We start from the raw sequence: 25,588 nt of genomic DNA, 5'->3' as shown, positions 1-25,588 counted from the left end.
ACCGTTCACCCCTTTTGGTGGTGCGACGGACAACCGTCCGTCGCACCACCGCCTTGTCCGCATACGTTCGTCCCGCTGCGAGCCGCCGGGCAACGGCGGCTCCCCATACGGGAGATCGGGGGTGCACACGTGCGCATCGGACTGCTTACGGAGGGTGGCTATCCGTATGTGAGCGGTGACGCCAGGCTCTGGTGCGACCGGCTGGTGCACGGACTCGCCCAGCACGAGTTCGACGTCTACGCGCTCAGCCGCAGCGAGCACCAGGAGGACGAGGGCTGGATCCCACTGCCACCGAACGTCCGCCGGGTGCGCACCGCCCCGCTGTGGATGGCCGAGGACGACGAAGTGGTGCTCGGGCGCCGCGCACGCCGGCGGTTCACCGAGCACTTCGGGGAACTGGCCGCCGTGCTGTGCGGGGTCCCCGAGGGCGCCTCGGGGGCGGCCAGGAACCTTTCCGAGGGTGCGCCGACCTCTGAGGCGGACCGTTTCGCCAACGCTCTGTACGGTCTCGCCGAACTCGCCCGCGACGAGGGCGGGCTGGCGGGAGTCCTCCGGTCGGAGGCCGCCGTACGCACTCTGGAACGCGCCTGTCGTGCGCCCGGCGCCCACCGCGCCGCACGCGAGGCACGCGTACCGGATCTGCTCGCCGTCGCCGCACAACTGGAACGCGCCCTGCGCCCCCTCTCCCTCGACTGGTACGAGGACGACGGGCTCGGCGCCGTCGACCTCTGCCACGCCGCGTCCGGCGGCACGGCCGTCCTGCCCGGCCTGCTGGCCCGGCACTTCACCGGCGTGCCCCTGATGGTCACCGAGTACGGCGTGCGCCTGCGGACGCACTACCTCACCACCCCGGACGCCTCACCCGCCGTACGGTCCCTGCTGGCGGCCTTCCAGGGCCGGCTCACGGCCGAGGCCTACGGGCGGGCCGAAGTCGTCACCGCCGGCAACACCCACACCCGCCGCTGGCAGGAGCGCTGCGGCGCCGACCGCGAGAAGCTCCGCACGGTCTACCCCGGCATGGACGCCCGGCCCTTCGCCGCAGTGGGCGAGTCCGCGGACCGCGCGGACCCGGACACGCTCGTCTGGGCCGGCCGCGTCGAGCCCGCCAAAGACCTGGTCTCGCTGCTGCACGCCTTCGCGGAGGTCCGCAAGCGGCAGCCGGGAACGCGCCTGCGCATCGTCGGCGCCCCCGCCGGCCCCGAAGGTGCGGCCTACCTCGGTCACTGCAGGGCACTGGCCGCCCAGCTCTTCCCCGACGAGGCCGAGGGCCCGCACGCCGCCGGCGACAACCCGGTGTCCTTCGAGGAGATCGGCGGCCCCGACCTCCCGGCCGCCGCCGACGCCTACGCCTCGGGTGCCGTGACCGTCCTCTCCAGCGTCGTCGAGGGCTTCCCCGTCGGGCTCGCCGAGGCCATGCTCTGCGGGCGCGCGACGGTGTCGACGGACGTCGGCGCGGTCGTCGAGGTCATCGGCGGCACGGGGCTCGTCGTACCGCCGCGCAATCCGCGGGCGCTTGCCGAGGCGTGCGTGGCACTGCTGCGTGATCCCGAGCGCCGTGCGCGCCTGGGCGCCGCTGCTCGCGCCCGTGCCCTCGAACTGTTCACGGTCGAGCAGAACGTCGAGGCATTTCACGGCATTTACCTGGAGGTCGTCTCGCGCGCGCCCGTCCGCCGGGTCGTCCTCGACGGAGCGGGGGAGCCGCTGCCGTTCTCGGTTCCCGCCGAAGCGCACGTGCCCGTCCGCTGGACCGCCGCGGCACCCCGCCTCGCAGCCCGCAGCGGCCCCGGCTGGGCGGCGGGCAGGCCCCCCGTACGCGCCACCACTCCCGTCCCCGCCCCGGAGGGAGCGCGATGAGCGGCCTGGGCGAACTGGACCGACCGGGAGCCCCGACCGGGGCTGCCCCTGGCCGTACGGGCCCCGGGAAGCCGGTGTCTGCTTCTGACCGTACCGGCCCCGGGAAGCCGGAGTCCGCCTCCGGCAGTACCGGCCTCGGGAAGCCGGAGTCCGCCTCCGGCAGTACCGGCCTCGGGAAGTCGGAGCCGGGCGTCGACCGTGCCGGCTCCACCCCGCGGCGGGGCGCTGCCGACCCGGTGAAGGCGCTGATGCACCGTCACCGGGGCCTCTGCGAGCGTGCGGTGGACCCCTTGGAGATCGCCGCCGGACTGGAGGCGCACGGCATCACCGACCGCACCGCCGCCCGCTTCCGGCACCGGGACGTCTTCTCCCTCGCCGAGGAGATGTACGCGCGGGTCTCCCGGGACGGCGACACAACCGTGCCCGCCCCGCCCGCCGCTCCCCGCGTGCACGCCGGCTGGGTACTGCTGACCCTCCTGCCCGGGGCGCTGTGTGCCGCTGCCCTCGCTGCCGTGCACCTCACCCACGGCCGGTCGCGCCTGTTCGCGGCAGCCGCCGGGGCCCTCGCCGTGGCCCTGGCCCTCCGCGCGGCCCTGCGCCGAGGACCGCTGAGCAGGACCGGCACGGACCGGCCCGGCCCACGACCCGGCGCGGCCTCCGGCTGGACCACCCCATGGACCGTGTGGCTCGTCGCCTACTCCCTCCTTGGCAACGGCCTGCTCGGCAACGCGCTGGCCGGAGGCCCCGACACCCTGCCCACCGGCACGGCCGACGGCCCCTGGCCCCTCACCGCCGCCCCGGTCCTGGCCCTTGCCCTGGGCTGCGCGCCCGCCGCCTGGACCGCGCACCTCCTCACCGCCCGAGCCAGCCGCAAACTCGCCGTCAGCCGCGGCCTGGAGGACTTCGCCACCTCCGTACGCCCCCTCCTGATCGGCACGTTCGTCCTGTTCCTGTGCGCCCTGGCGGCCCTGCTCACCCTCAGCTCCGCCGTCCTCGGCGAGCGCGCGGCCTACCCGCAGGTCCTCACCCTGGGCGCCCTCTTCTTCCTGGCCCGCCTCCTCACCACGCACGGCTTCACCTACGCCCCCGCCGTCGTCCTCACCGCGGCGGCCACGGTCGAGGCCGCCGCCCTCGCCACCGTGTTCGCCTCCCGCCTCCCCGGTTTCGGCCTCCTGGCCACCCCCGTCGAAGCCCTCGTCACCACCTGGGGTGCCGACAGCGTCCCCACCCTCACCTGCGGAGCTGCGGCGCTGGCCCTCCTGGCCCACATGACCCGCAAGCTCACCCGGGCCTCGGCCCACGCACCGCCGGAGCCCGCGCGGTGAGCGCTGCCGGCGCCGGTCCCACCGCCGCGGGCGGCACCCGTTCCGTCCCTTCCTATCCGCCTCGAGGAGAACCCGCATGATCACCCACCCAGGAGCCCCGGCGACATGGGGAGCCGTGTGATGAGAGTCCTGCTGATCGGAGCCAACGGCTACATCGGGCGTTTCGTCGCCGACCGTCTGCTCGCCGACCCGGCCGTCCAGCTCACCGCCCTCGGCCGCGGTGACGACGCCGACGTCCGCTTCGACCTCGCCTCCGGCAGCCCCGGCGCCCTCACCCGCTTCCTCGACGCGGTCCACCCGGGCGTCGTCGTCAACTGCGCCGGCGCCACCCGCGGCGGGGCCCGCGAGCTCACCCGCCACAACACCGTCGCCGTCGCCACCGTCTGCGAGGCCCTGCGCCGCAGCGGCTGCGGCGCCCGACTGGTGCAGATCGGCTGCAGCGCGGAGTACGGCCCGAGCCAGCCCGGCTCCTCCACCGCCGAGGACGCCGTGCCCCGGCCCGGCGGCCCGTACGGGGTCAGCAAACTCGCCGCCACCGAACTCGTCCTCGGCTCAGGCCTGGACGCCGTCGTCCTGCGGGTCTTCTCGCCAGCCGGACCCGGCACCCCCGCCGGCTCCCCGCTGGGCCGTCTCGCCGAGGCCATGCGCCGGGCCATGCAGTCCGGTGACGGCGAACTGAAACTCGGCGGCCTCGGCGCGCAGCGCGACTTCGTCGACGTCCGCGACGTGGCCCGTGCCGTCCACGCCGCCTCGCTCTCCGCCGCGCAGGGCGTCATCAACATCGGCTCCGGACGTGCCGTGCGGCTGCGCGACGCCGCCGCCGTCCTCGCCCGCGTCGCCGGATACGGCGGCGCCCTCCACGAACTCGACGGACCGCCCGGCGCCCTGCGCACGGCCATCGGCCACCCCCGCCCCGACCCGGACCACGCGCCCCCCGTCGCGTACCCGTACCCGGACGGTTGCGGCAGCTGGCAGCAGGCCGATGTGCGCACCGCCCGCGACCGGCTCGGCTGGCGTCCCCGGATCGGCTTGGAGGAGTCCCTCGCCGACATCTGGATGGAGGCGGCATGCCGTATCTGACCAGATCCCGGCGGCGCACCTCGGACACGGAGCTGCGCCCCGGCGTAGGAGTCCCCGGGTACGCGCACCCCCTCCTCGCCCCCATCGAGTGGGGTGAGCTGACCCGCCCCGGCACGCCGCTGCACTGGGTGGTCCTCAACGTGGCCGACGGGCCCGGAACCCGCCCCGACCCGCACTGCCTGGAGGCGGCCGGCCGGCTGCGCAACGCGGGCATCCGCGTCCTCGGCCACCTCGACACCCGGTACGGCACCCGCAACTTCGGCGAGTTGATCTCGGACGCCCACCGGTTCGTCGACTGGTACCAGGTCGACGGCTTCCTCCTGGAGCGCTGCCCGGCGGACCACGCCGGGCTGCCCGAGGTCCGCCGCACGGTCGCCACACTGCGTGTGATCCGTGACGCAGCCCACATCGTCCTCGGCCACGGCATCCACCCGCACCCCGGCTACGTCGAACTCGCCGACCAGCTGGTCACCTTCTCCGGGCCCTGGAGCGACTACCGCTGGTCCCAGGTGGCCGAGTGGACCGTCGACCACGCGCCCGAGCGTTTCTGCCACTTCGTCCACGGCGTGCCCCGCCCCCATCTGGCCGAGGCGCTGCGCATCGCCCGCTGGCAGGGTGCGGCGACGGTCTGGATCACCGACCACACGGATCGCGGTGGAAGCACCGATCCCTGGGAGGCCATGCCCGGCTACTGGGACGAGTTCGTCTCGCGTATCGGAACAGGTGTCTCGGAATGAAAAAGGGCATGGCACTGTTACGGGGAGAACAACCGTAGTGATTGACCGACCAACGGAGTCCCCGTGTCGCTGCCACCCCTGGTCGAGCCGGCTTCCGAGCTCACCGTAGACGAGGTCCGCAGGTACTCCCGCCACCTGATCATCCCCGACGTGGGGATGGACGGGCAGAAGCGGCTGAAGAACGCCAAGGTGCTGTGTGTGGGCGCCGGCGGCCTGGGCTCGCCGGCGCTGATGTACCTGGCCGCCGCGGGCGTCGGCACCCTCGGCATCGTGGAGTTCGACGAGGTCGACGAGTCGAACCTGCAGCGTCAGATCATCCACAGCCAGGCCGACATCGGCCGTCCGAAGGCCGAGTCCGCCCGCGACAGCGTCAAGGGCATCAACCCGTACGTGAACGTGATCCTTCACGAGGAGCGGCTCGAGGCCGACAACGTGATGGAGATCTTCAGCCAGTACGACCTGATCGTCGACGGCACGGACAACTTCGCGACCCGCTACCTGGTCAACGACGCCTGCGTGCTGCTCAACAAGCCGTACGTCTGGGGCTCGATCTACCGCTTCGACGGCCAGGCGTCCGTCTTCTGGTCCGAGCACGGCCCCTGCTACCGCTGCCTGTACCCGGAGCCCCCGCCCCCCGGCATGGTTCCCTCCTGCGCCGAGGGCGGCGTCCTGGGCGTGCTCTGCGCGTCCATCGGCTCCATCCAGGTCAACGAGGCCATCAAGCTCCTCGCCGGCATCGGTGACCCGCTGGTCGGCCGGCTGATGATCTACGACGCCCTGGAGATGCAGTACCGCCAGGTCAAGGTCCGCAAGGACCCGAACTGCGCGGTCTGCGGCGAGAACCCGACCGTCACCGAGCTCATCGACTACGAGGCCTTCTGCGGCGTCGTATCCGAAGAGGCCCAGGCGGCGGCCGCCGACTCCACGATCACTCCCAAGCAGCTCAAGGAGTGGATCGACGACGGCGAGAGCATCGACATCATCGACGTCCGCGAGCCGAACGAGTACGAGATCGTCTCCATCCCGGGCGCCCGGCTGATCCCGAAGAACGAGTTCCTCATGGGCACCGCCCTGGAGAGCCTCCCGCAGGACAAGAAGATCGTCTTGCACTGCAAGACGGGTGTCCGCAGTGCGGAAGTCCTCGCGGTCCTGAAGTCCGCGGGCTTCTCGGACGCCGTGCACGTCGGCGGTGGCGTGATCGGCTGGGTCAACCAGATCGAGCCGTCCAAGCCGGTGTACTGAGCCGTAGCCGGCCTCGCTTTCCCAGCGGCGGGGGCTCCGGGCACCTCGGGTGCCCGGAGCCCCCGCCGTCGTCATGAGCAGACCTTGCCGTCCTTCGGCACCGAGTCGTCCAGCAGGTACGCGTTCACCGCGGAGTCCACGCAGTCGCTCCCACTGCCGTAGGCGCCATGCCCCTCGCCGCGCCAGGTGAGCAGCACCCCGACGCCCTTGCCCAGCTCGCCGGCCATCCTCCGCGCGCCCTCGTACGGCGTGGCCGGGTCGCCGGTGTTGCCGACGACCAGGACCGGTGCCGCGCCGGGGGCGCTCACCTCCGGGGTGTCGTGCTGTCCGGGCACCGGCCAGTCGTGGCACCAGCCGGCCGTGTCCCAGCCGAGGAACGTCCCGAAGACCGGGGAGACCTTCTCGAATCGAGGCAGCAGCTTCTTCGTCTCGGCCACCGTCGGCCGCTGCCTGTCGTCCAGGCACGATATGACCCGCTGGGAGTGGGTCGTCGTGCCGTAGCGCCCCGATGGATCGCGCTCGTTGTAGCCGTCGGCGAGGACCAGCAACTCCGAGCCGTCGCCCCTCTCCGCCGCGTCGAGGGCGCTCGTCAGCGTGGGCCAGCTGTCCTTGCTGTACAGCGGCAGGATGATGCCGGTGACCGCGAGGGCCTGGGTCAGCTTCCGCCCCGGCGCGCCCGTCGCCAGGGGGCGGGCGTCGATGCGGCGGAGCAGCTCCGCGATCTTGCGCGTGCCGGCCTGCGGGTCCTGGCCCGTGGACCTGAGATAGCCGTTCAGCGCGCGCTGGAAGCCCCTGGCCTGGTTCAGGGCATGGCCCTCGGTGTCGGCTGTGGGGTCGACGACCGCGTCCAGCGTCATGCGCCCCACCTTCTTCGGGAAGAGGTGGGCATAGGTGCCGCCCAGTTCGGTGCCGTAGGAAATGCCGAAGTAGTTCATCCTGTCGTCGCCGAGGACCTGCCGGATGCGGTTCATGTCGCGGGCCGAGTCGGCTGTCGAGACATGCGCCATCAGCTTCCCGGCGTCCTTCTGGCAGCCCTTGCCGAAGTCGGCGGCGTCCTCGAGGTACGCCTTTTCCTCGGCGGGGGTGTCCGGGGTGACGTCCACCGACTCGGCGCCCTGGATCTGCTTGTCGCCGCGGCAGCGCACGCCCTCGCTTGCGCCCACGCCGCGCGGGTCCCAGCTCACCAGGTCGTACCGCTCGCGGAGTGCGGAGACGGTCGGGGCGTACGACGGCATCATGGACACGCCCGAGGCGCCCGGGCCGCCGAAGTTGAACAGCAGCGACCCGAGGCGGTCGTCGCCGCGGGCCTTGGCGCGGATCAGCCCCAGACCGATCGTCTCGCCGTCCGGCTTCGACCAGTCCAGCGGCACCTTCAGCGTCGCGCACTGCCATTCGCTGCTCGGCGCGGGGCCGTCGGCGGTGGCCTTGCAACGGCCCCAGGAGAGCCCGCTCTTGTCGTCGCCGGACGAACCGCCGCTGCAGCCGGCGGTCAGCAGGGCCGAGGCGGCCGCCAGAGCGGTCCACCGAACGAGGCGCGTCATCGCCCATCCCCCCATCACAGGCCGTCCGCTCCGTGCCGCGGATGGCGGTCAGGCCATGGTAGGCAGATCCCGCGTCGGCCGTCGCAGCCTGTGGATAACCTTCTGACCTGCGAGTTCGTCGGGATCGTCGCAGGTGTCAGGAGCAGACGGTCCCCGTCGGCGGCACCTTGCCGTCCAGCAGATAGCCGTCCACCGCGCCCTGCACGCACTTGTTCTTGCTGTCGTAGGCGCCATGCCCCTGGCCCCGGTACGTCAGCTCGACACCGACGCCCTTGCCCAGCGCGTTCACCATGGCCCGCGCGCCCTCGTACGGTGTGGCCGGGTCGCCGGTGTTGCCGACGACCAGGATGGGCGACGAGCCCGGAGCACTGACGTCCGGGTGGTCGGCGGCGCCCGGCACCGCCCAGTCGGTGCAGCTGAGCATGGACCACGCCAGGTAGTCGCCGAACAGGTCCGACGCGGCCCGGAACTCGGGCAGCTTCCGCTGGACGTAGGCGCTGTCGTAGCGGGGTTTGTCGTCGGCGCAGTTGATGGCGACGTTGGCGGGGGTGATGTTGCTGTACTCGCCGTTGTCACTGCGCCCGTTCATCGAGTCGGCCAGCGACAGCAGGATCCGGCCGTCGCCGTCGTACGCCTGCTCCAGGCCCTCGGTGAGGTACTCCCAGAAGTCCTTCGAGTACAGCGCTTGTGCGATGCCGCTGGTCGCCGCGGTCTGGGTCAGCTGACGGGGGAAGATCCCCTGGATCGGAGTGCGGTCGAGGTCGTCGAGCAGCCTGGCGATACGGTCCTTCACGTCCTGGGCGCTGTCGCCGATCGGGCACTCCTCGGCCTGCGACACACAGTCCTCGGCGAAGTTGTCGAGTGCGAGTTGGAATCCCTTGGCCTGGCCCAGCGACCCCTGTTCGGGGTCCTGCGTGGGGTCGACGACGGCGTCGAACACGGCTCGGCCGACCCGCTTCGGGAACAGGTGGGCGTAGACGCCGCCCAGTTCGGTTCCGTAGGAGATGCCGAAGTAGTGCAGCTTGTCGTCGCCGAGGACCTGGCGCATCAGGTCCAGGTCGCGGGCCGCGTCGGTGGTGCGCAGGTGCGGCAGGATCTTGTCCGAGTTGTCCTCGCAGGCGTCGTTGAACTCCCTGGTGTTGTCGACGAGCTGGGTGCGCTCGGCAGCGTCGTCGGGAGTGGCGTCCTGCTGGAAGTAGGCGTCGAGCTGCTGGTCGTTCTCGCAGAGCACGGGGTCACTGCGGCCGACCCCGCGCGGGTCGAAGCTGACCAGGTCGTAGCGGGTGCGCAGCTTCTCGTAGCCCTCCGCGAAGGCGGGCAGCGAGGTGACGCCCGAGCCGCCGGGGCCGCCGAAGTTGAAGATGAGCGAGCCGATGCGTTCGTTCGCGGCGCCGGTCGTCCTGACCCGGATGAGCTCGAGGCCGATCGTGTCGCCCTTCGGGTCGCTCCAGTCGAGCGGGGCCTTCATGGTCGCGCACTGCCACTCACCGTCGTCCGGCAGGGGAGAGGGCGAGGCGCCGCCGCCCTGGGCCGCGTCCGGCGCCGGGCAGGCCTTCCAGCTCAAGTCCTGCCGCGTGACGTCCTCGTCCTTGGCGTCGTCGCCGCACCCCGCCAGCACGGTGGACAGCAGCACGGCGGAGGCGGTCAGGGCGGCGGCGCGCAGCCGGAGGGCGGATGGCATGGTTCCATCCTGCGGCGGTACCGGACGAGGCGCGCGGGACGCGTGCCGTATGAGGTAGGAGGGGCAGGGGAGAAGCCTGCTGCCCGCCCTGTCGGGTCAGAGGGCCTGCTTGCGCGAGAGGTGGTTGAAGGCCAGCCAGCCCGGCAGCACGGGCAGCCACAGCGTCAGCAGGCGGAAGAGCAGAACCGCCGGTGCCGCGACCTCCTTCGGCAGCCCGACCGCGATCAGGCCGACCGTCAGGGTCGCCTCGACCGCGCCCACACCGCCCGGTGTCGGCGCCGCGGACCCCAGGGCGTTGCCCGCGAGGAAGACGACGGCGACGCTGGCGATGCTGATCGACGTGGACTCGTCGCCGAACGCGCGGATCGACGCGTCCAGGCACATGACGAAGCAGGCGGTCAGCAGCAGCATGCCGCCGATGCCGGTGACCAGCTTCTGCGGCCTCTGGAGCACGTCCAGCATGCGCGGCACGACACCCGCGAACAGCGACCGCACGCGCGTGACGACGAACTTCCGCAGGAACGGCACCGACGTCACCACGAGCACGAGCACGGCCACCGTGAGCAGCCCGGCGATGACCGTCCGGGACGGCGACAGCGACGGCGTCTTCTCGGTGCCGGTCAGGTAGCCGAAGGACAGCAGCATCAGGATGTGGCAGCCGAGCCCGAACAGCTGAGAGGCGCCGACACTCGCCACCGCGAGCCCCGGGCGCACTCCCGCGCGCTGCAGGAAGCGCGTGTTCAGGGCGACCCCGCCCACCGCCGCCGGGGCGACGATCTTCACGAACGACCCGGCGACCTGCGCTGCCACGGTCCGCACGAACGGCACCCGCTCGGGCACGAACCCCAGGAGCGCCATCGCCGCCGCGACGTAGCTGCACATCGAGAACAGCACGGCCGCGGCGACCCAGCCCCACTCGGCGTTCGCGATGAGCGGCCCGAACTCGATGTGTGTGAGCTGCGTCAGCAGGAAGTACGCGCCGATCGCGCCGGCGATGAAACTGATCAGCGTGCGCGGCCGCACCCGCTCCAGCCGGGCAGGCTCGACGGGCGCCTGTGGCCTGATCCGCAGCACCGCGTGCCGGATCTGGGTGAGCAGATCCTCCTCACGCGCCTCCTCCAGGGCTTCGTCGATCGCCCGCTTCTCGGCGCGCTGCTCCGCCCGTACGGCCTTCTTGTCGGGCTTCTCCAGGACGACGGGTGACGCGTCCGCGTCCTCCTCCAGGCGGGCCTGCTTCGCCTGCCGGGATGCCTCCAGGACCGCCTCGCGCTCGCGCTGTGCACGCTCGCGGGCCAGTCTGCGCAGCGTCGCGCGCGTGGAGCGGCTGAGCGCGATGGGCTGGAGCATCGGCAGGCAGTCCGCCACCGCGTCGGGGCCGAGCACCCCCACCGCCGAGGCCACCGTGCGCTCGGCGCCGACGCGCAGGCCGAGGGTCACCAGCAGCTGGGAGGTGTCCATGCGCAGCAGCAGATCGCCGGCCGCGATCTCGCCGACGCGCAGGTCGGTGAGGATCACCTTGCCGGAACGATCCACCAGGATCGCGTCGCCCACCAGCCTGCGATGGGCGATACGCCGCGACTGCAGTGCCTTCACCTGGTGCCAGGTGTCGCGCAGCAGATCGTCGGTGATCTCCTCGTCCGACAGCGAGTCGAGGGTGCGCCCGCCGCTGTGCTCGTAGACGAGTATCACCGCGTCGGGGCCGAGCTCGGAGGTGGCGATCAGCTTGGGCGCGTTGGCCCCGGCCGCGATGGCCGCGTACGCCAGCAGGGCTTCCTGCTCCAGGGCCTGGCGCAGCGACTGGAGGCTGCTGCGGGTGGCGAAGCCGCGCAGGGTCAGGTTGCGCCAGGCGCGGTAGAAGAACCCCTGGGCCTGCTGCTCCCGGTCGACCACCGTCACGTCCAGGGGCGGGCCGTCCTCCAGCGTGACGAAGTATCGGCGGCCCCGGTCTCCGGTGTCCGGGTTGTCCGAGGTGTCCTCGCGTGAGGCGCTGACCGGGCGGAAGCCGACCGTCCGCAGGCCGGCCATCAGCGTCTGGCCGGTGGGCCGGACGTTGGGCGAGCCGACCGCGTACAGCGTGCCGTAGGCCACGGTCCAGCCGATCAGCACGGTCAGGATGATCGAGAACGGGGTCGTGTACCCGGTGACGAGCATCGAGAAGGCGTCGAGGAGCAGCACGACCCACAGCACCGCGCGCCATCTCGGTCTGCGGGACATGCCGACGGCCGTCATGTAGGCGATGACAGGGGCCAGATATCCGTGCACGGGATCGGTCAGCGCGTGGATGTCGCCGGGGGAGGGCTGGGTGAGCGCCTCCTGGATCGAATCGGGGGCGGCCCGGGCCACCCACAGGTCCGTGGCGAGGGTCACACCGTGCGCGAGGACCGCCGCGAGCACGCCGTCGGCGATGCGCAGCCCGTCCCGTTTGATCAGCCGCTCGATCGCGAAGGCGACCGGCACCAGCAGGATCGCGATGCTGGAGGCCAGCCCCGCGATCTTGATGAGCAGGTCGGGCGCCTGCCCGGTGCCCTTGTTGATGTCCTGTTCGAGACCCGAGGTGGTGCCGTGCGCGAACGCGGCGATCCCGATCAGGACCGCGACGGCGAGCACGCCCACCAGCAGGCGCATCAGGTCGGACGGGCGGTGCACGCGCGCGGGGAGCAGCGGTTCGTCGCCCTCCACCTCGTCGATGTGCGCGAAGTCGGGCTCCTCGGCGGCCGCCCGGGGCTTCTTCGCCGCCCCCTTCGGACCGTCGTCCGGAGTGTCCGGGCGCGACGAAGCGTCAGAGGTGCCCTCCGTGTCCTCGGGGTGCGCACCCTGCTGCTTCATCGTCTCTTCTTGGTCTCGTATCACCGATCACCGCCCGCACGATGGTGGCATGCCGCACCGGCACACGGGGCAATCAGGGTGCACATGCGGGGGCGGACAGTCTGCCCGATGCGCCCCTGCCGGGTGACGGAAACGCTCCGGAGCGCGCCCGGCCCGTTGTCGGTGGGGTGGGGCAGGATGGGGCGGATGAGTGAGCAGAGCCCTGAGGGGGGCCGGTCCGAGGACGGGCCCGCGCGTGCGCTGCCCGAGTACGCCGAGCAGGTCCTCGACGTCGCCGAACTGATTCCGCCGGGTCGTGTCATGACCTACGGGGACGTCGCCGAGTGGCTGGAGCAGGGGGGTCCGCGGCAGGTCGGCCGCGTGATGGCGCTCTACGGAGGAGCCGCCCCCTGGTGGCGGGTCGTCCGCGCGGACGGCGTCCTGCTGCCCGGGCACGAACAGCGGGCGCTCGGCCACTACCGGGCGGAGGGCACGCCCCTGAAGGAGGCGAGCCGCGCCGCCGAGGGCCACCTGCCGCGCATCGACATGAGACGGGCGCGGTGGGACGGCGGCGATCGCGCGGAGGGTCACACCTGACAGCTTCCGCCATCGGACGGCCTCTCGTGTGACCCGTGATCCGTACGGGGGAATCCGGGCACACCGTGGATATGACGTACGTTCGTGAGGTGAGGGGCACGAGTGCCACGCGTGCCGAGAGTGGCCGGCGGGAAAAAGGGGAAGCCCTGCTTCCGCCTCGTTCGGCGGCGTAGCGTCGGCCGCGCGTGCCCCCGTCACCCCGCGGTCACCGCCCGCCACCCGCGGTGGCCCGCCCACCAGCACTTCCACCAGAACCGGCGAACCACGTGAGCTCCTCTTCCTTCACCAACGGCCTGTCGCACCCCCGGGTGCGGCGGGGGAGCCGTGGCGCTTACCGACTGGTACGTACCCCTCCTGCTCAGATGGACCCCCCTCTTTTGGACGCCTCACAGCGTTCCGTGGTTGACCACAGGCGGGGCCCGCTGCTCGTCCTCGCAGGGCCGGGCACCGGCAAGACCACCACGCTCGTCGAGTCCGTGGCCGAGCGCGTCGCCCGGGGCGGGGACCCCGAGCGCGTTCTGGTCCTCACGTTCAGCCGCCGGGCGGCCGTCGAGCTGCGCGACCGCATGGCCCGGCGGGCCGGGGCGGCCCGCGCTCCCCAGGCGACCACCTTCCACTCGTTCTGCTACGCCCTGGTCCGCGCCCAGCAGGACAGCGACCTGTTCGTCGAGCCGCTGCGACTGATGTCCGGCCCCGAGCAGGACGTCTCGGTGCGGGAGCTCCTGGCGGGCCAGATGGACCTGGAACGGCTCGGACTCGCTCACGTGCGCTGGCCGGACGAACTGCGCGCCTGTCTGACCACCCGGGGTTTCGCCGACGAGGTCCGCGCGGTGCTCGCCCGCAGCCGCGAACTGGGCCTCGGCCCCGACGCCCTGGACGCCTTCGCCCGCCGCACGGGACGGCCCGACTGGCGCGCCGCGGCCGCCTTCCTCGCCGAGTACCTCGACGTGCTCGACCTGCAGGGCGTGATCGACTACGCGGAGCTCGTCCACCGAGCGGTGCTCCTGGCCCGCCGCCCCGACGTCGCGGCGTGGCTCGCCGCCCGGTACGACGCCGTCTACGTCGACGAGTACCAGGACACGGATCCCGCTCAGGTACGACTGCTGGACGCCCTGGCCGGCGGTGGCCGCACGCTCGTGGCCTTCGGCGATCCCGACCAGTCGATCTACGCGTTCAGGGGCGCCGACGTCAACGGCATCCTGGACTTCCCGCACGCCTTCCCCCGCGCGGACGGCCGCCCGGCCCCCGTCTCCGTGCTGCGCACGTCCCGCCGCTCCGGCGCCGGCCTGCTGGCCGCCACCCGGCTGCTCACCCAGCGCATGCCGCTGACCCGCCTGCCCGCCGAGAAGGTGCGCGCCCACCGCGAACTCGCCCCCGTACGGGACGGCGGCCGCGTCGAGGCGTACACCTACCCGACGTCCGGGACGGAACTGGACAACATCTCCGACATCCTCCGCAGGGCCCACCTGGAGGACGGCGTCCCCTGGGGCGACATGGCCGTTCTGGTGCGCGCCGGCTCCCGCACCATCCCGGCGGTCCGCCGCGCCCTCACGGCGGCGGGCGTCCCCGTGGACGTCGACGGTGACGACGTGCCGCTGCGGCACGAACCGGCGGTGGCGCCGCTGCTGACGGCACTGCGGGCGGTGGCCGCTGCGGAGGCGGGATCATCCCGGGAGCCCGACGCCCGGGAACCCGAATCCGAGGACGCCACTTCCGCGCCGCAGGACACCTGCTGGCTCGACACCGAAACGGCCCTCACCCTCCTCACGTCGCCCCTCGCGAGCATGGACGCCGCCGACCTGCGCCGTCTCGGCCGCGCCCTGCGCGACGAGGAGCGGGCCGCCGGCAATCCGCTGCCGCCGCCCTCCGACGTGCTGCTCGCCCAGGCGCTCGCCGAGCCGGAGCGCCTCGCCGTGCACGACCCCACGTACGCGCGTGGCGCCCAGCGCCTCGGCGCGCTGCTGCGCAAGGCCCGCGAACGCCTCGCCGGCGGCGGCACGGCCGAGGAGGCGCTGTGGGACCTGTGGGAAGGCACGCCATGGCCCACGCGCCTGGAACGGGCCGCCCGCCGGGGCGGCGCCGCCGGGCGCAACGCGGACCGCGACCTGGACGCCGTCTGCGCCCTGTTCGCCACCGCCGCCCGCGCCGAGGAACGCACCGGAGGCCGGGGCACCCTGAACTTCCTGGCGGAGATCGACGCCGAGGACATCGCCGCCGACACCCTCACCGGGCGAGCCGTACGCCCCGCCGCCGTCCGCCTGATGACCGCGCACCGCTCCAAGGGACTGGAGTGGCGCCTCGTGGTCGTCGCGGGCGTCCAGGAGGGTCTGTGGCCGGACCTGCGCCGCCGCGGCTCCCTCCTGGAGGCCGACCGCATCGGCCGCGACGGACTCGCCGAACCCCTCACCCCCGGCGCGCTGCTCGCCGAGGAACGCCGCCTCTTCTACGTGGCCGCCACACGCGCGCGTGAACGCCTCGTCGTCACCGCGGTCAAGGCCCCCGCGGACGACGGCGACCAGCCCTCGCGCTTCCTGACCGAACTCGGCGTCGAACCCAAGGACGTCACCGGACGCCCCCGCCGCCCGCTGTCCGTCGCCGCGCTCGTCGCCGAACTGCGCGCCACCACGGTCGACCCCCGCGTCTCCGACGTCCTCCGGGAGGCCGCCGCCCGCCGCCTGGCCCGGCTCGCCGCCCTCGCCGACGAGGACGGCCGCCCCTTGGTGCCGTCCGCACACCCCTACCGCTGGTGGGGCATGTTCGAGCCGACCGAGTCCAAGGTGCCGCTGCGCGACCGCGACCAGCCCGTGGTGCTCTCCGGCAGCGCCCTCGACCAACTGGCCAACACCTGCGCCCTCCAGTGGTTCCTCGGCCGCGAGGTGAAGGCCGACGCGCCCGCGACCGCCGCCCAGGGCTTCGGCAACGTGGTGCACGTCCTCGCCGACGAGGTCGCCTCCGGGCACACCCCGGCCGACCTCACCGTCCTCATGGAACGCCTCGACTCCGTGTGGAACGCGCTGGCCTTCGACGCGCCGTGGAAGTCCGCCCAGGAGAAGGACAACGCGCGCGTGGCGCTCGAGCGATTCCTGCAGTGGCACGTGACGAACCGCGCCGGGCGGACCCCGGTGGCCAGCGAGCACGACTTCGACGTCACCCTCGAAGCGGGCGACTACCAGGTGCGCATCCGCGGCCAGATGGACCGGGTCGAGGCCGACGGCGACGGCCGCGCCTATGTGGTCGACTTCAAGACCGGCAAGCAGGCGCCCGGTTCCAAGGAGGTGGAGCGCCACCCGCAGCTCGCCGTCTACCAGCTGGCCGTCCGCGAGGGCGCCGTCGACGAGGCCTTCGACGGTGTACGTCCCGAGCCGGGCGGCGCCGAACTCGTCCATCTCCGGCAGGGGGCGGCCAAGCGCGACGGCGGCGAGAGCCTGCCCAAGGTGCAGGCCCAGGAGCCGCTGGCGGGGGAGTGGGTCGGCGACCTGCTCGCCACCGCCGCCGGCAAGGTCCTCGACGAGCGGTTCACGCCGACCGCCGGGCAGCACTGCACCCACTGCGCCTTCCGAGCCTCGTGCAGCGCGCGGCAGGAGGGGCGTCACGTCGTGGAGTGAGCTGTCGTGGCGTGAGCTGTCCCGGGATGGTCTGTCATGGGGTGGTCTGTCACGGGGCGAGCTGTCATGGGGGGGGTCTCATGGGGTGAGCTATCGCACCACGCGTGCTGACCTGCGCTTTTTCCTCCCCCGACGGCCGACTCGGCCACCGCTGTCAGTGGCCGCCGCTAGCCTTTCGATGTGCCCGCCCGTATCACCGATCCCGAACAGCTCAAGGAGCTCCTCGGCATCCCGTTCACCCCGGAGCAGACGGCCTGCATCACCGCGCCGCCCGCCCCGCAGGTGATCGTGGCCGGAGCCGGCTCGGGCAAGACGACGGTGATGGCGGCGCGCGTGGTGTGGCTGGTGGGCACCGGCCAGGTCGCCCCCGAGCAGGTGCTCGGCCTCACCTTCACCAACAAGGCCGCCGCCGAACTCGCCGAGCGCGTCCGCAAGGCGCTGGTCAAGGCCGGCGTCACCGACCCGGACGCCATCGACCCGGACAACCCGCCGGGCGAGCCGGTGATCTCCACCTACCACGCGTTCGCGGGCCGCCTGCTGACCGACCACGGCCTGCGCATCGGTCTTGAGCCCACGTCCCGGCTGCTCGCCGACGCCACCCGCTTCCAGCTCGCCGCCCGCGTCCTGCGTGAGGCCCCCGGCCCCTACCCCGCCCTGACCCGTTCCTTCCCGGACCTCGTCGGCGACCTCCTCGCCCTCGACTCCGAACTCGCCGAGCACCTCGTGCGCCCGGAGGCACTGCGCGCGTACGACGCCGAACTGCTGCTGACCCTGCGGGGCGCCAAGCTCAGCAACGCCGACCTGCGCAAGGTCCCGGACGCGGCGGACGCCCGACGCGAACTCGCAGAGCTGGTCACCCGCTACCGGACCGCCAAGCGCGAGCGGGACCTGCTCGACTTCGGCGACCAGATCGCCCTGTCGGCCCGGCTCGCCGGGATCCCCGAAGTGGGCCGCGTCCTGCGCGACGAGTTCCGCGTGGTCCTGCTCGACGAGTACCAGGACACGTCGGTTGCCCAACGCGTCCTGCTGGCGGGCCTGTTCGGCGACGGTACCGGCCATCCCGTCACCGCCGTCGGCGACCCCTGCCAGGCGATCTACGGCTGGCGCGGCGCCTCCGTCGCCAACCTCGACGACTTCCCAGAGCACTTCGCCCACGCCGACGGCCGCCCCGCGACCCGCCAGGCCCTCAGCGAGAACCGCCGCAGCGGCGGCCGCCTCCTCGACCTCGCCAACGGCCTCGCGGAGCCCTTGCGCGCCCTCCACGCGGGCGTGGAGGCCCTCCGCCCGGCCCCCGGCGCCGAACGCGACGGCATGGTCCGCTGCGCCCTGCTCCCCACCCACGCCGAGGAGATCGACTGGGCCGCCGACTCCGTCGCCCACCTCGTCCGGACCGGAACCGCGCCCGGCGAGATCGCCGTCCTGTGCCGCACGGCGACCGACTTCGCCGAGATCCAGAGCGCCCTGGTCGCCCGGGACATCCCGGTCGAGGTCGTCGGCCTGTCCGGGCTGCTGCACCTGCCCGAGATCGCCGACCTCGTCGCCGTCTGCGAGGTCCTCCAGGACCCCGGCGCCAACGCCTCCCTCGTACGCCTGCTCACAGGCCCGCGCTGGCGCATCGGCCCGCGCGACCTCGCCCTCCTGGGGCGGCGCGCCCGGCTCCTCGTGGCCCACGCGCGCGTGGCGGACGACGACGACCAGGACCGCCGCCTCGCCGAGGCCGTCGAAGGGGTCGACCCGTCCGAGGTCATCTCCCTCGCGGACGCCCTCGACACCTTCCTGGAAACACCGCTGGACGGCCGCGGGGACGACGACGGACTGCCGTTCTCGCCCGACGCCCGCGTGCGCTTCGCCCGGCTGGCCACCGAACTGCGCGAGCTGCGCCGCTCCCTGGCCGACCCGCTGATGGACGTCCTGCACCGCGTCCTCGCCGTCACCGGCCTGGAGGTCGAGCTGTCGGCGTCCCCGCACGCCCTGGCCGCTCGCCGCCGCGAGACGCTGTCCAACTTCCTGGACGTCGCCGCGTCCTTCGCCGCCGGAGACAACGAGACGTCCCTGCTCGCCTTCCTCGGTTTCCTGCGCACCGCCGCCCAGTACGAGAAGGGCCTCGACAACGCCCTCCCCGGCGGCGAGAACACCGTGAAGGTGCTCACCGCCCACAAGTCCAAGGGCCTGGAGTGGGACGTCGTGGTCGTCCCCGGCCTGGTCACCGGCACCTTCCCCAGCAGCAAGGGCCGCGAGAAGTGGACCTCCCAGGGCAAGGTCCTGCCGCACGAGCTGCGCGGCGACGCCGACACCCTGCCCGACGTGACGTCCTGGGACGCCAAGGGGCTGAAGGCCTTCCACGAGGCCATGAAGGAGCACCAGCACACCGAGGAACTCCGCCTCGGCTACGTCACCTTCACCCGCCCCCGCTCCCTCCTCCTGGGCTCCGGCCACTGGTGGGGACCCACGCAGAAGAAGCGCCGGGGACCGTCCGCGTTCCTCCAGGCCCTCTACGAGCACTGCGAAGCCGGGTACGGCGAGATCGAGGCCTGGGCGGACGAGCCCGCCGAGGACGAGGAGAACCCGGCCCTGCACCAGGCGACGGCCGACCAGGTGTGGCCCCTGCCTCTGGACGCGGCGGCCCTGGCCCGCCGCCGCGCCGCCGCCGAGACCGTCCTGGCACACCTGGAGGACCTCGCGTCCGAGAAGGCCGGGCGCCCCGCGGCGACGCACGACCCGGACGCCCTCGACGACCCGGACTGGCCCCCGCCCCCCGAGGACGACGAGCCTCCGTACGACGAACCGGACCCCTTCGACACCGACGACGTCCCCTTCGACGAAGACGCCTCCGAGGAAAACGCCTCCGACGAGGACGCTTTCACGCAAGCAGAGGGAGCGGCGGACGGGGGCGTATGGCAGGCGGACGGGGACGCCCGGTCGGCAGACCGCCCCACGGTCCCCCACCAGGCGGGACCGCCGGAACCCCAGGACCCACAGCGACACCGCAGCCCGCGCTTCACCCCGGAGGAGGCCCGCACCGTCGCCTCCTGGGACCGCGACCTCGACGCCCTCACCGGTGAGCTCCTGCGCGCCCGCGACAGCGTCACCGAGGTGCCCCTGCCCACGTCCCTCACGGCCTCCCAGCTGCTGCTCCTGGCCGCCGACCCGGACGGCCTGGCCCAGGAGCTGGCCCGCCCCATGCCCCGGCCGCCCCAGCCGGCCGCACGCCGCGGCACCCGCTTCCACGCCTGGGTCGAGGCCCGCTTCGAGGAGCTGACGCTGCCCATGCTGGAGCCGGAGGAGCTGCCCGGCAGCGACGCGGAGATCGCCGACGAACGGGACCTGGAGTCCCTCAAGGACGCCTTCGAGCAGACCGAGTTCGCGCACCGCACGCCCTACCGGGTGGAGGCACCCTTCCAGCTCGCGCTCGCCGGCCGCGTCGTGCGGGGCCGCATCGACGCCGTCTACAAGGAGGGCGACGGCGAGGACGCGACCTACGAGATCGTCGACTGGAAGACCAACCGCGCACACACCGCGGACCCCCTCCAGCTCGCCGTCTACCGCCTCGCGTGGGCCGAGCAGCAGGGCATTCCCCCGGAGTCCGTCACGGCCGCGTTCCTCTACGTGCGCAGCGGCGAGGTCGTCCGCCCCGGCGGTCTGCCGGACCGCGCGGCCCTGGAGCGGCTGCTGAGCGAGGAGCCGTCCGGTGAGGAATCGCACTCCGAGGACGTCGGTGCGGGCCGATAGGCTCGTGACCATGAGCCAGACCCCGGACAGCGTCGTCCGTACGTACATCCAGCAGCACCGCGCCGCCTTCCTCGACGACCTCGCCGAGTGGCTGCGCATCCCGTCGGTGTCCGCCCAGCCGGACCACGCGCCCGACGTACGACGCAGTGCCGACTGGCTCGCCGCCAAGCTGAAGGAGACCGGCTTCCCGACGGCCGAGGTCTGGCAGACCCCGGGTGCGCCCGCCGTCTTCGCCGAGTGGCCCTGTGACGACCCGAAGGCGCCCACGGTTCTGGTCTACGGCCACCACGACGTGCAGCCCGCCGCCCGGGAGGACGGCTGGGACAGCGAGCCCTTCGAGCCGGTCGTGCGCGGGAACCGCCTCTACGCGCGCGGGGCGGCCGACGACAAGGGGCAGGTGTTCTTCCACACCCTGGGCGTTCGCGCCCACCTCGCGGCCGCCGACCGCAGCACCCCGGCCGTGCACCTGAAGCTGATCGTCGAGGGCGAGGAGGAGTCCGGCTCCCCGCACTTCCGCGCCCTGGTCGAGCGGCACGCCGAGCGGCTCACCGCCGACGCCGTGATCGTCTCCGACACCGGCATGTGGTCCGAGGACACCCCCACGGTCTGCACCGGCATGCGCGGCCTCGCCGAGTGCGAGATACGCCTGCACGGTCCCGACCAGGACATCCACTCCGGATCCTTCGGCGGCGCGGTACCCAACCCGGCGACGGCCGCCGCCCGCCTCGTCGCCGCCCTGCACGACGAGCACGCACGCGTGGCGATCCCCGGCTTCTACGACGGCGTGGTCGAACTCACCGACCGCGAGCGCGAACTCCTCGCCGAACTGCCCTTCGACGAAGAGCAGTGGCTGCGCACGGCCAAGTCGTACGTCGCCCAGGGGGAGGCCGGTTACACCACCCTGGAGCGGATCTGGGCCCGCCCCACCGCGGAGGTCAACGGCATCGGCGGCGGGTACCAGGGCCCCGGCAGCAAGACGATCATCCCCGCCTCCGCCCTGGTGAAGCTGTCCTTCCGCCTGGTGGCGGGCCAGGACCCCGGCCATGTGGAGAAGGCCGTCCGCGCCTGGGCCGAGCAGCAGGTGCCGCCGGGGATCCGCTGCGACATCACATTCAGCGGGGCCACGCGCCCGTGCCTGACGCCGCTGGACCACCCGGCTCTCCGGTCGGTCACCCGCGCCATGGGCCGTGCCTTCGAGAAACCGGTCCGCTTCACGCGCGAGGGCGGCTCCGGGCCGGCCGCGGACCTCCAGGACGTCCTCGGCGCCCCCGTGCTGTTCCTGGGCATCTCCGTCCCCTCGGACGGCTGGCACGCCCCGAACGAGAAAGTCGACCTCGACCTCCTCCTCAAGGGCGTCGAGACCACCGCGTATCTGTGGGGTGACCTCGCCGAGAACTGGCGCCATGAGCCCTGAGCGTCCCGTTCCGTCCGGGCCGGGCACGCGCGCGGGGCACACTGGAAGCGCCGCCCCGCACCGTCCGAGCCCGCCGGACCCGGTCCCCGCCCGCCGTACGTCCCCCTTGAACCGCCTGCCGAACCCGACCGTTCCCCCGGGGAGTTGGAAGCACCCGTGACCACCTGGACCGACCCCAACGCCGACCGCCCCATCTCGCTCACCGCCCCGAGCGGTATCGACCGGGCCGCCCACCACCGGCTCGACGAGGCCTGGCTCGCTGCGGCGTGGAGCCACCCGACGACGCGCTGCTTCGTGGTCTCCGGCGGACAGGTCCTCATCGACGAGACGCCGGACGGGCGCACCGAACTCGTCATGACCCCGTCCTTCGAGGCCCCGCTCACCGAGGCACACCGCTACTTCCTCGGCAACGACGAGGACGGCGTCAGCTACTTCGCCCTCCAGAAGGACTCCCTGCCCGGGCGCATGGACCAGTCGGCGCGCCCGGCCGGCCTGCGTGAGGCGGGCGCGCTGCTGTCGGCCCGCGACGTGGGCCTGATGGTGCACGCCGTGGGGCTGGAGAACTGGCAGCGCACGCACCGTTTCTGCTCGCGCTGCGGCGAGCGCACCGTCATCGCCGCCGCCGGGCACATCCGACGCTGCCAGGCCTGCGGCGCGGAGCACTACCCGCGCACGGACCCCGCCGTGATCATGGCCGTGACCGACGAGGAGGACCGCGTCCTGCTCGGCCGCCAGGTCCACTGGCCCGAGGGCCGCTTCTCGACACTGGCCGGCTTCGTCGAGCCCGGTGAGTCCATCGAGCAGTCGGTGCGGCGCGAGGTCCTCGAGGAGGTCGGCATCAGCGTCGGCCAGGTCGAGTACGTCGCCAGTCAGCCCTGGCCCTTCCCGTCCAGCCTCATGCTGGGCTTCATGGCCCGCGCCACGTCCACCGAGATCGAGGTCGACGGCGACGAGATCCACGAGGCCCGCTGGTTCTCCCGCGAGGAACTGCGCGCCGCCTTCGAGTCCGGCGAGGTGCTCCCGCCCTACGGAATCTCGATCGCGGCCCGGCTGATCGAGCTCTGGTACGGCAAGCCACTCCCGACGCGGAGCTTCGTCTGACGCCGCCGCCGGTGACCGACCCCCACTGGAACCAACACGTCCATCACCATCCGGCGGTGCCGTCCGCCGCACGCCGCTGTGGCGCTACGCCATGGTGTGGGACCGACCACGAGAGGGCGGCCCCCGAGAAACCTCGGGGGCCGCCCTCTCCGCACCGGCACACGGCGACTAGGCGCCGATCTTCTGCTTCACCTGAGCCAGCGAGGGGTTCGTGAGCGTCGAGCCGTCCGGGAAGAGGACGGTGGGCACCGTCTGGTTTCCGCCATTCGCCTTCTCCACGAACGCCGCGGAATCCGGGTCCTGCTCGATGTTGATCTCGGTGTACGCGATGCCCTCGCGGTCCATCTGGCTCTTCAGCCGGCGGCAGTAGCCGCACCACGTGGTGCTGTACATCGTCACAGTGCCCAGCATGTCTCTCGTGCTCCTTCGTTGGCTCGGGGCGGGTGGTCGCAGTGAGGGAACGTATGTGAAAGGTCCACCATTCCCGTGCCCCGGGCCCGGCCCGACGTGACGCCTGCCGCATTGATACGACTATCGGTGCGTGCCTGTGGACAACCGGCGCAGCCGTCTCCCGCGACCTGGCAGCATGGCTGTGTGACAGCAGCAACGCACTCCACCCTGTTCCCGCAGGTACCGGACTCCGCCGACGCGGTGCTCGAGGGGCTCGACCCCGAGCAGCGCGAGGTGGCCACGGCCCTGCACGGTCCGGTGTGCGTCCTGGCGGGCGCGGGCACGGGCAAGACCCGGGCGATCACCCACCGCATCGCCTATGGAGTGCGCGCCGGCATCCTGCACCCCTCCAGCGTGCTCGCCGTCACCTTCACCAACCGCGCCGCCGGGGAGATGCGCGGCCGGCTGCGCCAGCTCGGCGCCGCGGGCGTCCAGGCCCGTACGTTCCACTCGGCCGCCCTGCGTCAGCTCCAGTACTTCTGGCCGAAAGCGATCGGCGGCTCCATGCCCCGGCTCGTCGACCGCAAGATCCAGCTCGTCGCCGACGCGGCCGCCGCCTGCCGCATCCGTCTCGACCGGGGCGAGCTGCGGGACGTCACCGCCGAGATCGAATGGTCCAAGGTCACCCAAACCGTCCCCGCCGACTACGCGCCCGCCGCCGCCAAGGCCGGCCGCGAGTCGCCCCGCGACCCCGCCGAGATCGCCCAGCTCTACTCCGCCTACGAGGACGTCAAGCGCGAGCGGTCCGTCATCGACTTCGAGGACGTGCTGCTGCTGACCGTCGCCGTCCTGCAGGACCGGCACGACATTGCCGAGCAGATCCGCGCCCAGTACCAGCACTTCGTGGTCGACGAGTACCAGGACGTCAGCCCCCTCCAGCAGCGCCTGCTCGAACTGTGGCTGGGCGAGCGCGACAGCCTGTGCGTGGTCGGGGACGCCAGCCAGACGATCTACTCCTTCACGGGGGCGACGCCGGACCATCTGCTCGACTTCCGCACCCGCCACCCCGGTGCCACGGTCGTCAAGCTGGTCCGCGACTACCGCTCCACCCCCCAGGTCGTCCACCTCGCCAACGGCCTGCTCGCCCAGGCCCGGGGCCGGGCCGCCGACCACCGCCTGGAGCTCGTATCCCAGCGCCCCGCGGGGCCCGAGCCCGTCTACGCTGAGTACACCGACGAGCCCGCCGAGGCGGAAGGCGCGGCCCGCCGCATCCGCGAACTCATCGACTCGGGCATCCCGGCCTCCGAGATCGCGATCCTCTTCCGTACGAACGCGCAGTCCGAGACCTACGAACAGGCCCTGGCCGACGCGGGAGTGCCCTACCAGCTGCGCGGGGCCGAGCGGTTCTTCGACCGCCCGGAGGTGCGCAAGGCGGGCATCGCCCTGCGCGGCGCGGCCCGCTTCGGCGGCAACGACTCCCTCCTCGACGACGTCGTCGACCTCCCCTCCCAGGTGCGGGCCGTGCTGTCGGGAGAGGGCTGGACGACGCAGCCACCGGCCGGCTCCGGTGCCGTACGAGAGCGCTGGGAGTCCCTGGCCGCCCTGGTGAACCTCGCCCAGGACTTCGCCGCCGCCAAACCAGGCGCCACCCTGGCCGATCTCGTCGCCGAACTCGACGAACGGGCGAACGCCCAGCACGCCCCCACCGTGCAGGGCGTCACCCTCGCCTCCCTGCACTCGGCCAAGGGCCTGGAGTGGGACGTCGTCTTCCTGGTCGGCGTGGCCGAAGGCATGATGCCCATCACCTACGCGAAGACCGACGAACAGATCGAGGAGGAACGACGCCTCCTCTATGTCGGTGTGACCCGCGCGCGGGAACACCTCCGTGTCTCCTGGGCGCTCTCCCGCTCACCCGGTGGCCGCCCCAATCGCCGCCCCAGTCGCTTCCTCGACGGACTGCGCCCCGGCTCGACGGCCACCACGGGCCGCACCACCGCCGGCGGAGCGGGCGGAATCGAGCGCGGAATCCCCGGAAACAGGGAGTCCGCCCCGAAACGGGCTCAGCGAGTTCCCGCCCGCTGCCGAGTCTGCGGCCGCACGCTGACAGACCCGGGCGAGATGAAGCTGATGCGCTGCGACGACTGCCCCTCCGACATGAACGAAGGCTTGTACGAGCGGCTGCGCGAGTGGCGCGCCGACCAGGCACGCAGCAGCGGCCAGCCCGCCTTCTGCGTGTTCACGGACCGGACCCTGATGGCGATCGCCGAGTCCGCTCCCGACGACGAGCGCGAGCTCGCCCGGATCCCGGGCGTGGGGATGCGCAAGCTCACCCGCTACGGGGCCGACGTACTGGCCATCTGCGCAGGCCAGTCACTCGCTCAGGGATCAGATCAGGACTGACACGAACTCGTCGAAAAAATAGTTTGCGCATGCCCCGACGATCCCCATAGGTTCTTAGGCACGAGAACAGCGGCCTTCTCGGAGGCC

15 protein-coding genes are annotated in these 25,588 nt (G+C 72.7%); 11 read left to right on the top strand and 4 right to left on the bottom strand.

All coding sequences use genetic code 11. The annotated features are described in order from the left end of the window. Positions 1 to 129: 129 nt before the first annotated feature. The 5 genes from BJ965_RS13080 (at position 130) to moeZ (ending at position 6,238) form a co-directional block, all read left to right on the top strand. Entirely contained in the window at positions 130 to 1,854 is a 1,725-nt protein-coding gene (locus BJ965_RS13080) for a DUF3492 domain-containing protein (RefSeq protein WP_184908798.1), read from the top strand. Beyond that, entirely contained in the window at positions 1,851 to 3,179 is a 1,329-nt protein-coding gene (locus BJ965_RS13075) for a hypothetical protein (protein WP_184908797.1), read from the top strand. The genes BJ965_RS13080 and BJ965_RS13075 overlap by 4 nt, the downstream gene beginning before the upstream one ends. Positions 3,180 to 3,299: 120 nt before the next feature. Continuing rightward, positions 3,300 to 4,259: an NAD-dependent epimerase/dehydratase family protein gene (locus tag BJ965_RS13070; RefSeq protein ID WP_010047687.1), complete on the top strand. Its 960-nt coding sequence runs from the start codon at positions 3,300 to 3,302 to the stop codon at positions 4,257 to 4,259. Next, entirely contained in the window at positions 4,247 to 4,996 is a 750-nt protein-coding gene (locus BJ965_RS13065; RefSeq protein WP_184908796.1) for a spherulation-specific family 4 protein, read from the top strand. Before BJ965_RS13070 ends, BJ965_RS13065 begins: the two co-directional genes overlap by 13 nt. Positions 4,997 to 5,059: 63 nt before the next feature. Beyond that, a complete protein-coding gene (moeZ, locus tag BJ965_RS13060; protein WP_030854826.1) occupies positions 5,060 to 6,238 on the top strand; it encodes an adenylyltransferase/sulfurtransferase MoeZ in 1,179 nt (392 codons plus the stop codon). Positions 6,239 to 6,309: 71 nt separating this feature from the next. Here moeZ and BJ965_RS13055 read toward each other — a convergent pair whose 3' ends face one another. The 3 genes from BJ965_RS13055 to BJ965_RS13045 form a co-directional block, all read right to left on the bottom strand. Beyond that, positions 6,310 to 7,779, bottom strand: coding sequence for an alpha/beta hydrolase (locus tag BJ965_RS13055; RefSeq protein WP_184908795.1), 1,470 nt, complete (start codon positions 7,777 to 7,779; stop codon positions 6,310 to 6,312). 136 nt (positions 7,780 to 7,915) lie between these two features. Next, a complete protein-coding gene (locus tag BJ965_RS13050) occupies positions 7,916 to 9,460 on the bottom strand; it encodes an alpha/beta hydrolase (protein WP_184908794.1) in 1,545 nt (514 codons plus the stop codon). A 96-nt stretch (positions 9,461 to 9,556) separates the two neighbouring features. Beyond that, the gene (locus tag BJ965_RS13045) at positions 9,557 to 12,286 is read right to left on the bottom strand and encodes a lysylphosphatidylglycerol synthase domain-containing protein (protein WP_184908793.1); all 2,730 of its coding nucleotides are present in this window, start codon (positions 12,284 to 12,286) and stop codon (positions 9,557 to 9,559) included. 186 nt (positions 12,287 to 12,472) lie between these two features. Here BJ965_RS13045 and BJ965_RS13040 point away from each other — a divergent pair, with 186 nt between their 5' ends. The 5 genes from BJ965_RS13040 to nudC all read left to right on the top strand — a co-directional run bounded on the left by BJ965_RS13040 (position 12,473) and on the right by nudC (position 22,711). Continuing rightward, positions 12,473 to 12,862, top strand: a complete 390-nt coding sequence (locus tag BJ965_RS13040) for an MGMT family protein (RefSeq protein ID WP_281402927.1) — start codon at positions 12,473 to 12,475, stop codon at positions 12,860 to 12,862. Between the two features lie 266 nt (positions 12,863 to 13,128). Then, complete coding sequence (locus BJ965_RS13035; RefSeq protein WP_184908791.1) at positions 13,129 to 16,467, top strand: ATP-dependent helicase; 3,339 nt, start codon at positions 13,129 to 13,131, stop codon at positions 16,465 to 16,467. 180 nt (positions 16,468 to 16,647) lie between these two features. Beyond that, positions 16,648 to 20,196, top strand: a complete 3,549-nt coding sequence (locus tag BJ965_RS39915) for an ATP-dependent DNA helicase (RefSeq protein ID WP_184908790.1) — start codon at positions 16,648 to 16,650, stop codon at positions 20,194 to 20,196. 10 nt (positions 20,197 to 20,206) lie between these two features. Further along, a complete protein-coding gene (locus BJ965_RS13025; protein WP_184908789.1) occupies positions 20,207 to 21,610 on the top strand; it encodes a dipeptidase in 1,404 nt (467 codons plus the stop codon). A gap of 156 nt (positions 21,611 to 21,766) precedes the next feature. After that, positions 21,767 to 22,711: an NAD(+) diphosphatase gene (gene nudC / locus BJ965_RS13020; RefSeq protein ID WP_184908788.1), complete on the top strand. Its 945-nt coding sequence runs from the start codon at positions 21,767 to 21,769 to the stop codon at positions 22,709 to 22,711. 168 nt (positions 22,712 to 22,879) lie between these two features. On the opposite strand, the gene BJ965_RS13015 is transcribed toward nudC, so the two are convergent. Next, the gene (locus tag BJ965_RS13015; RefSeq protein WP_030854849.1) at positions 22,880 to 23,122 is read right to left on the bottom strand and encodes a mycoredoxin; all 243 of its coding nucleotides are present in this window, start codon (positions 23,120 to 23,122) and stop codon (positions 22,880 to 22,882) included. Between the two features lie 183 nt (positions 23,123 to 23,305). Here BJ965_RS13015 and BJ965_RS13010 point away from each other — a divergent pair, with 183 nt between their 5' ends. Next, positions 23,306 to 25,501 carry an ATP-dependent DNA helicase UvrD2 gene (locus tag BJ965_RS13010; protein ID WP_184908787.1) on the top strand — a complete coding sequence of 732 codons (2,196 nt, stop codon included), beginning with the start codon at positions 23,306 to 23,308 and terminating at the stop codon, positions 25,499 to 25,501. Positions 25,502 to 25,588: the final 87 nt, after the last annotated feature.

The sequence above is a fragment of the Streptomyces luteogriseus genome, from assembly GCF_014205055.1.
In the GTDB taxonomy this organism is placed as follows: Bacteria; Actinomycetota; Actinomycetes; order Streptomycetales; family Streptomycetaceae; genus Streptomyces; species Streptomyces luteogriseus.
The sequence above is the reverse complement of the archived record's forward strand: the minus strand, read 5'-3'. Positions and strand labels throughout refer to the sequence as shown.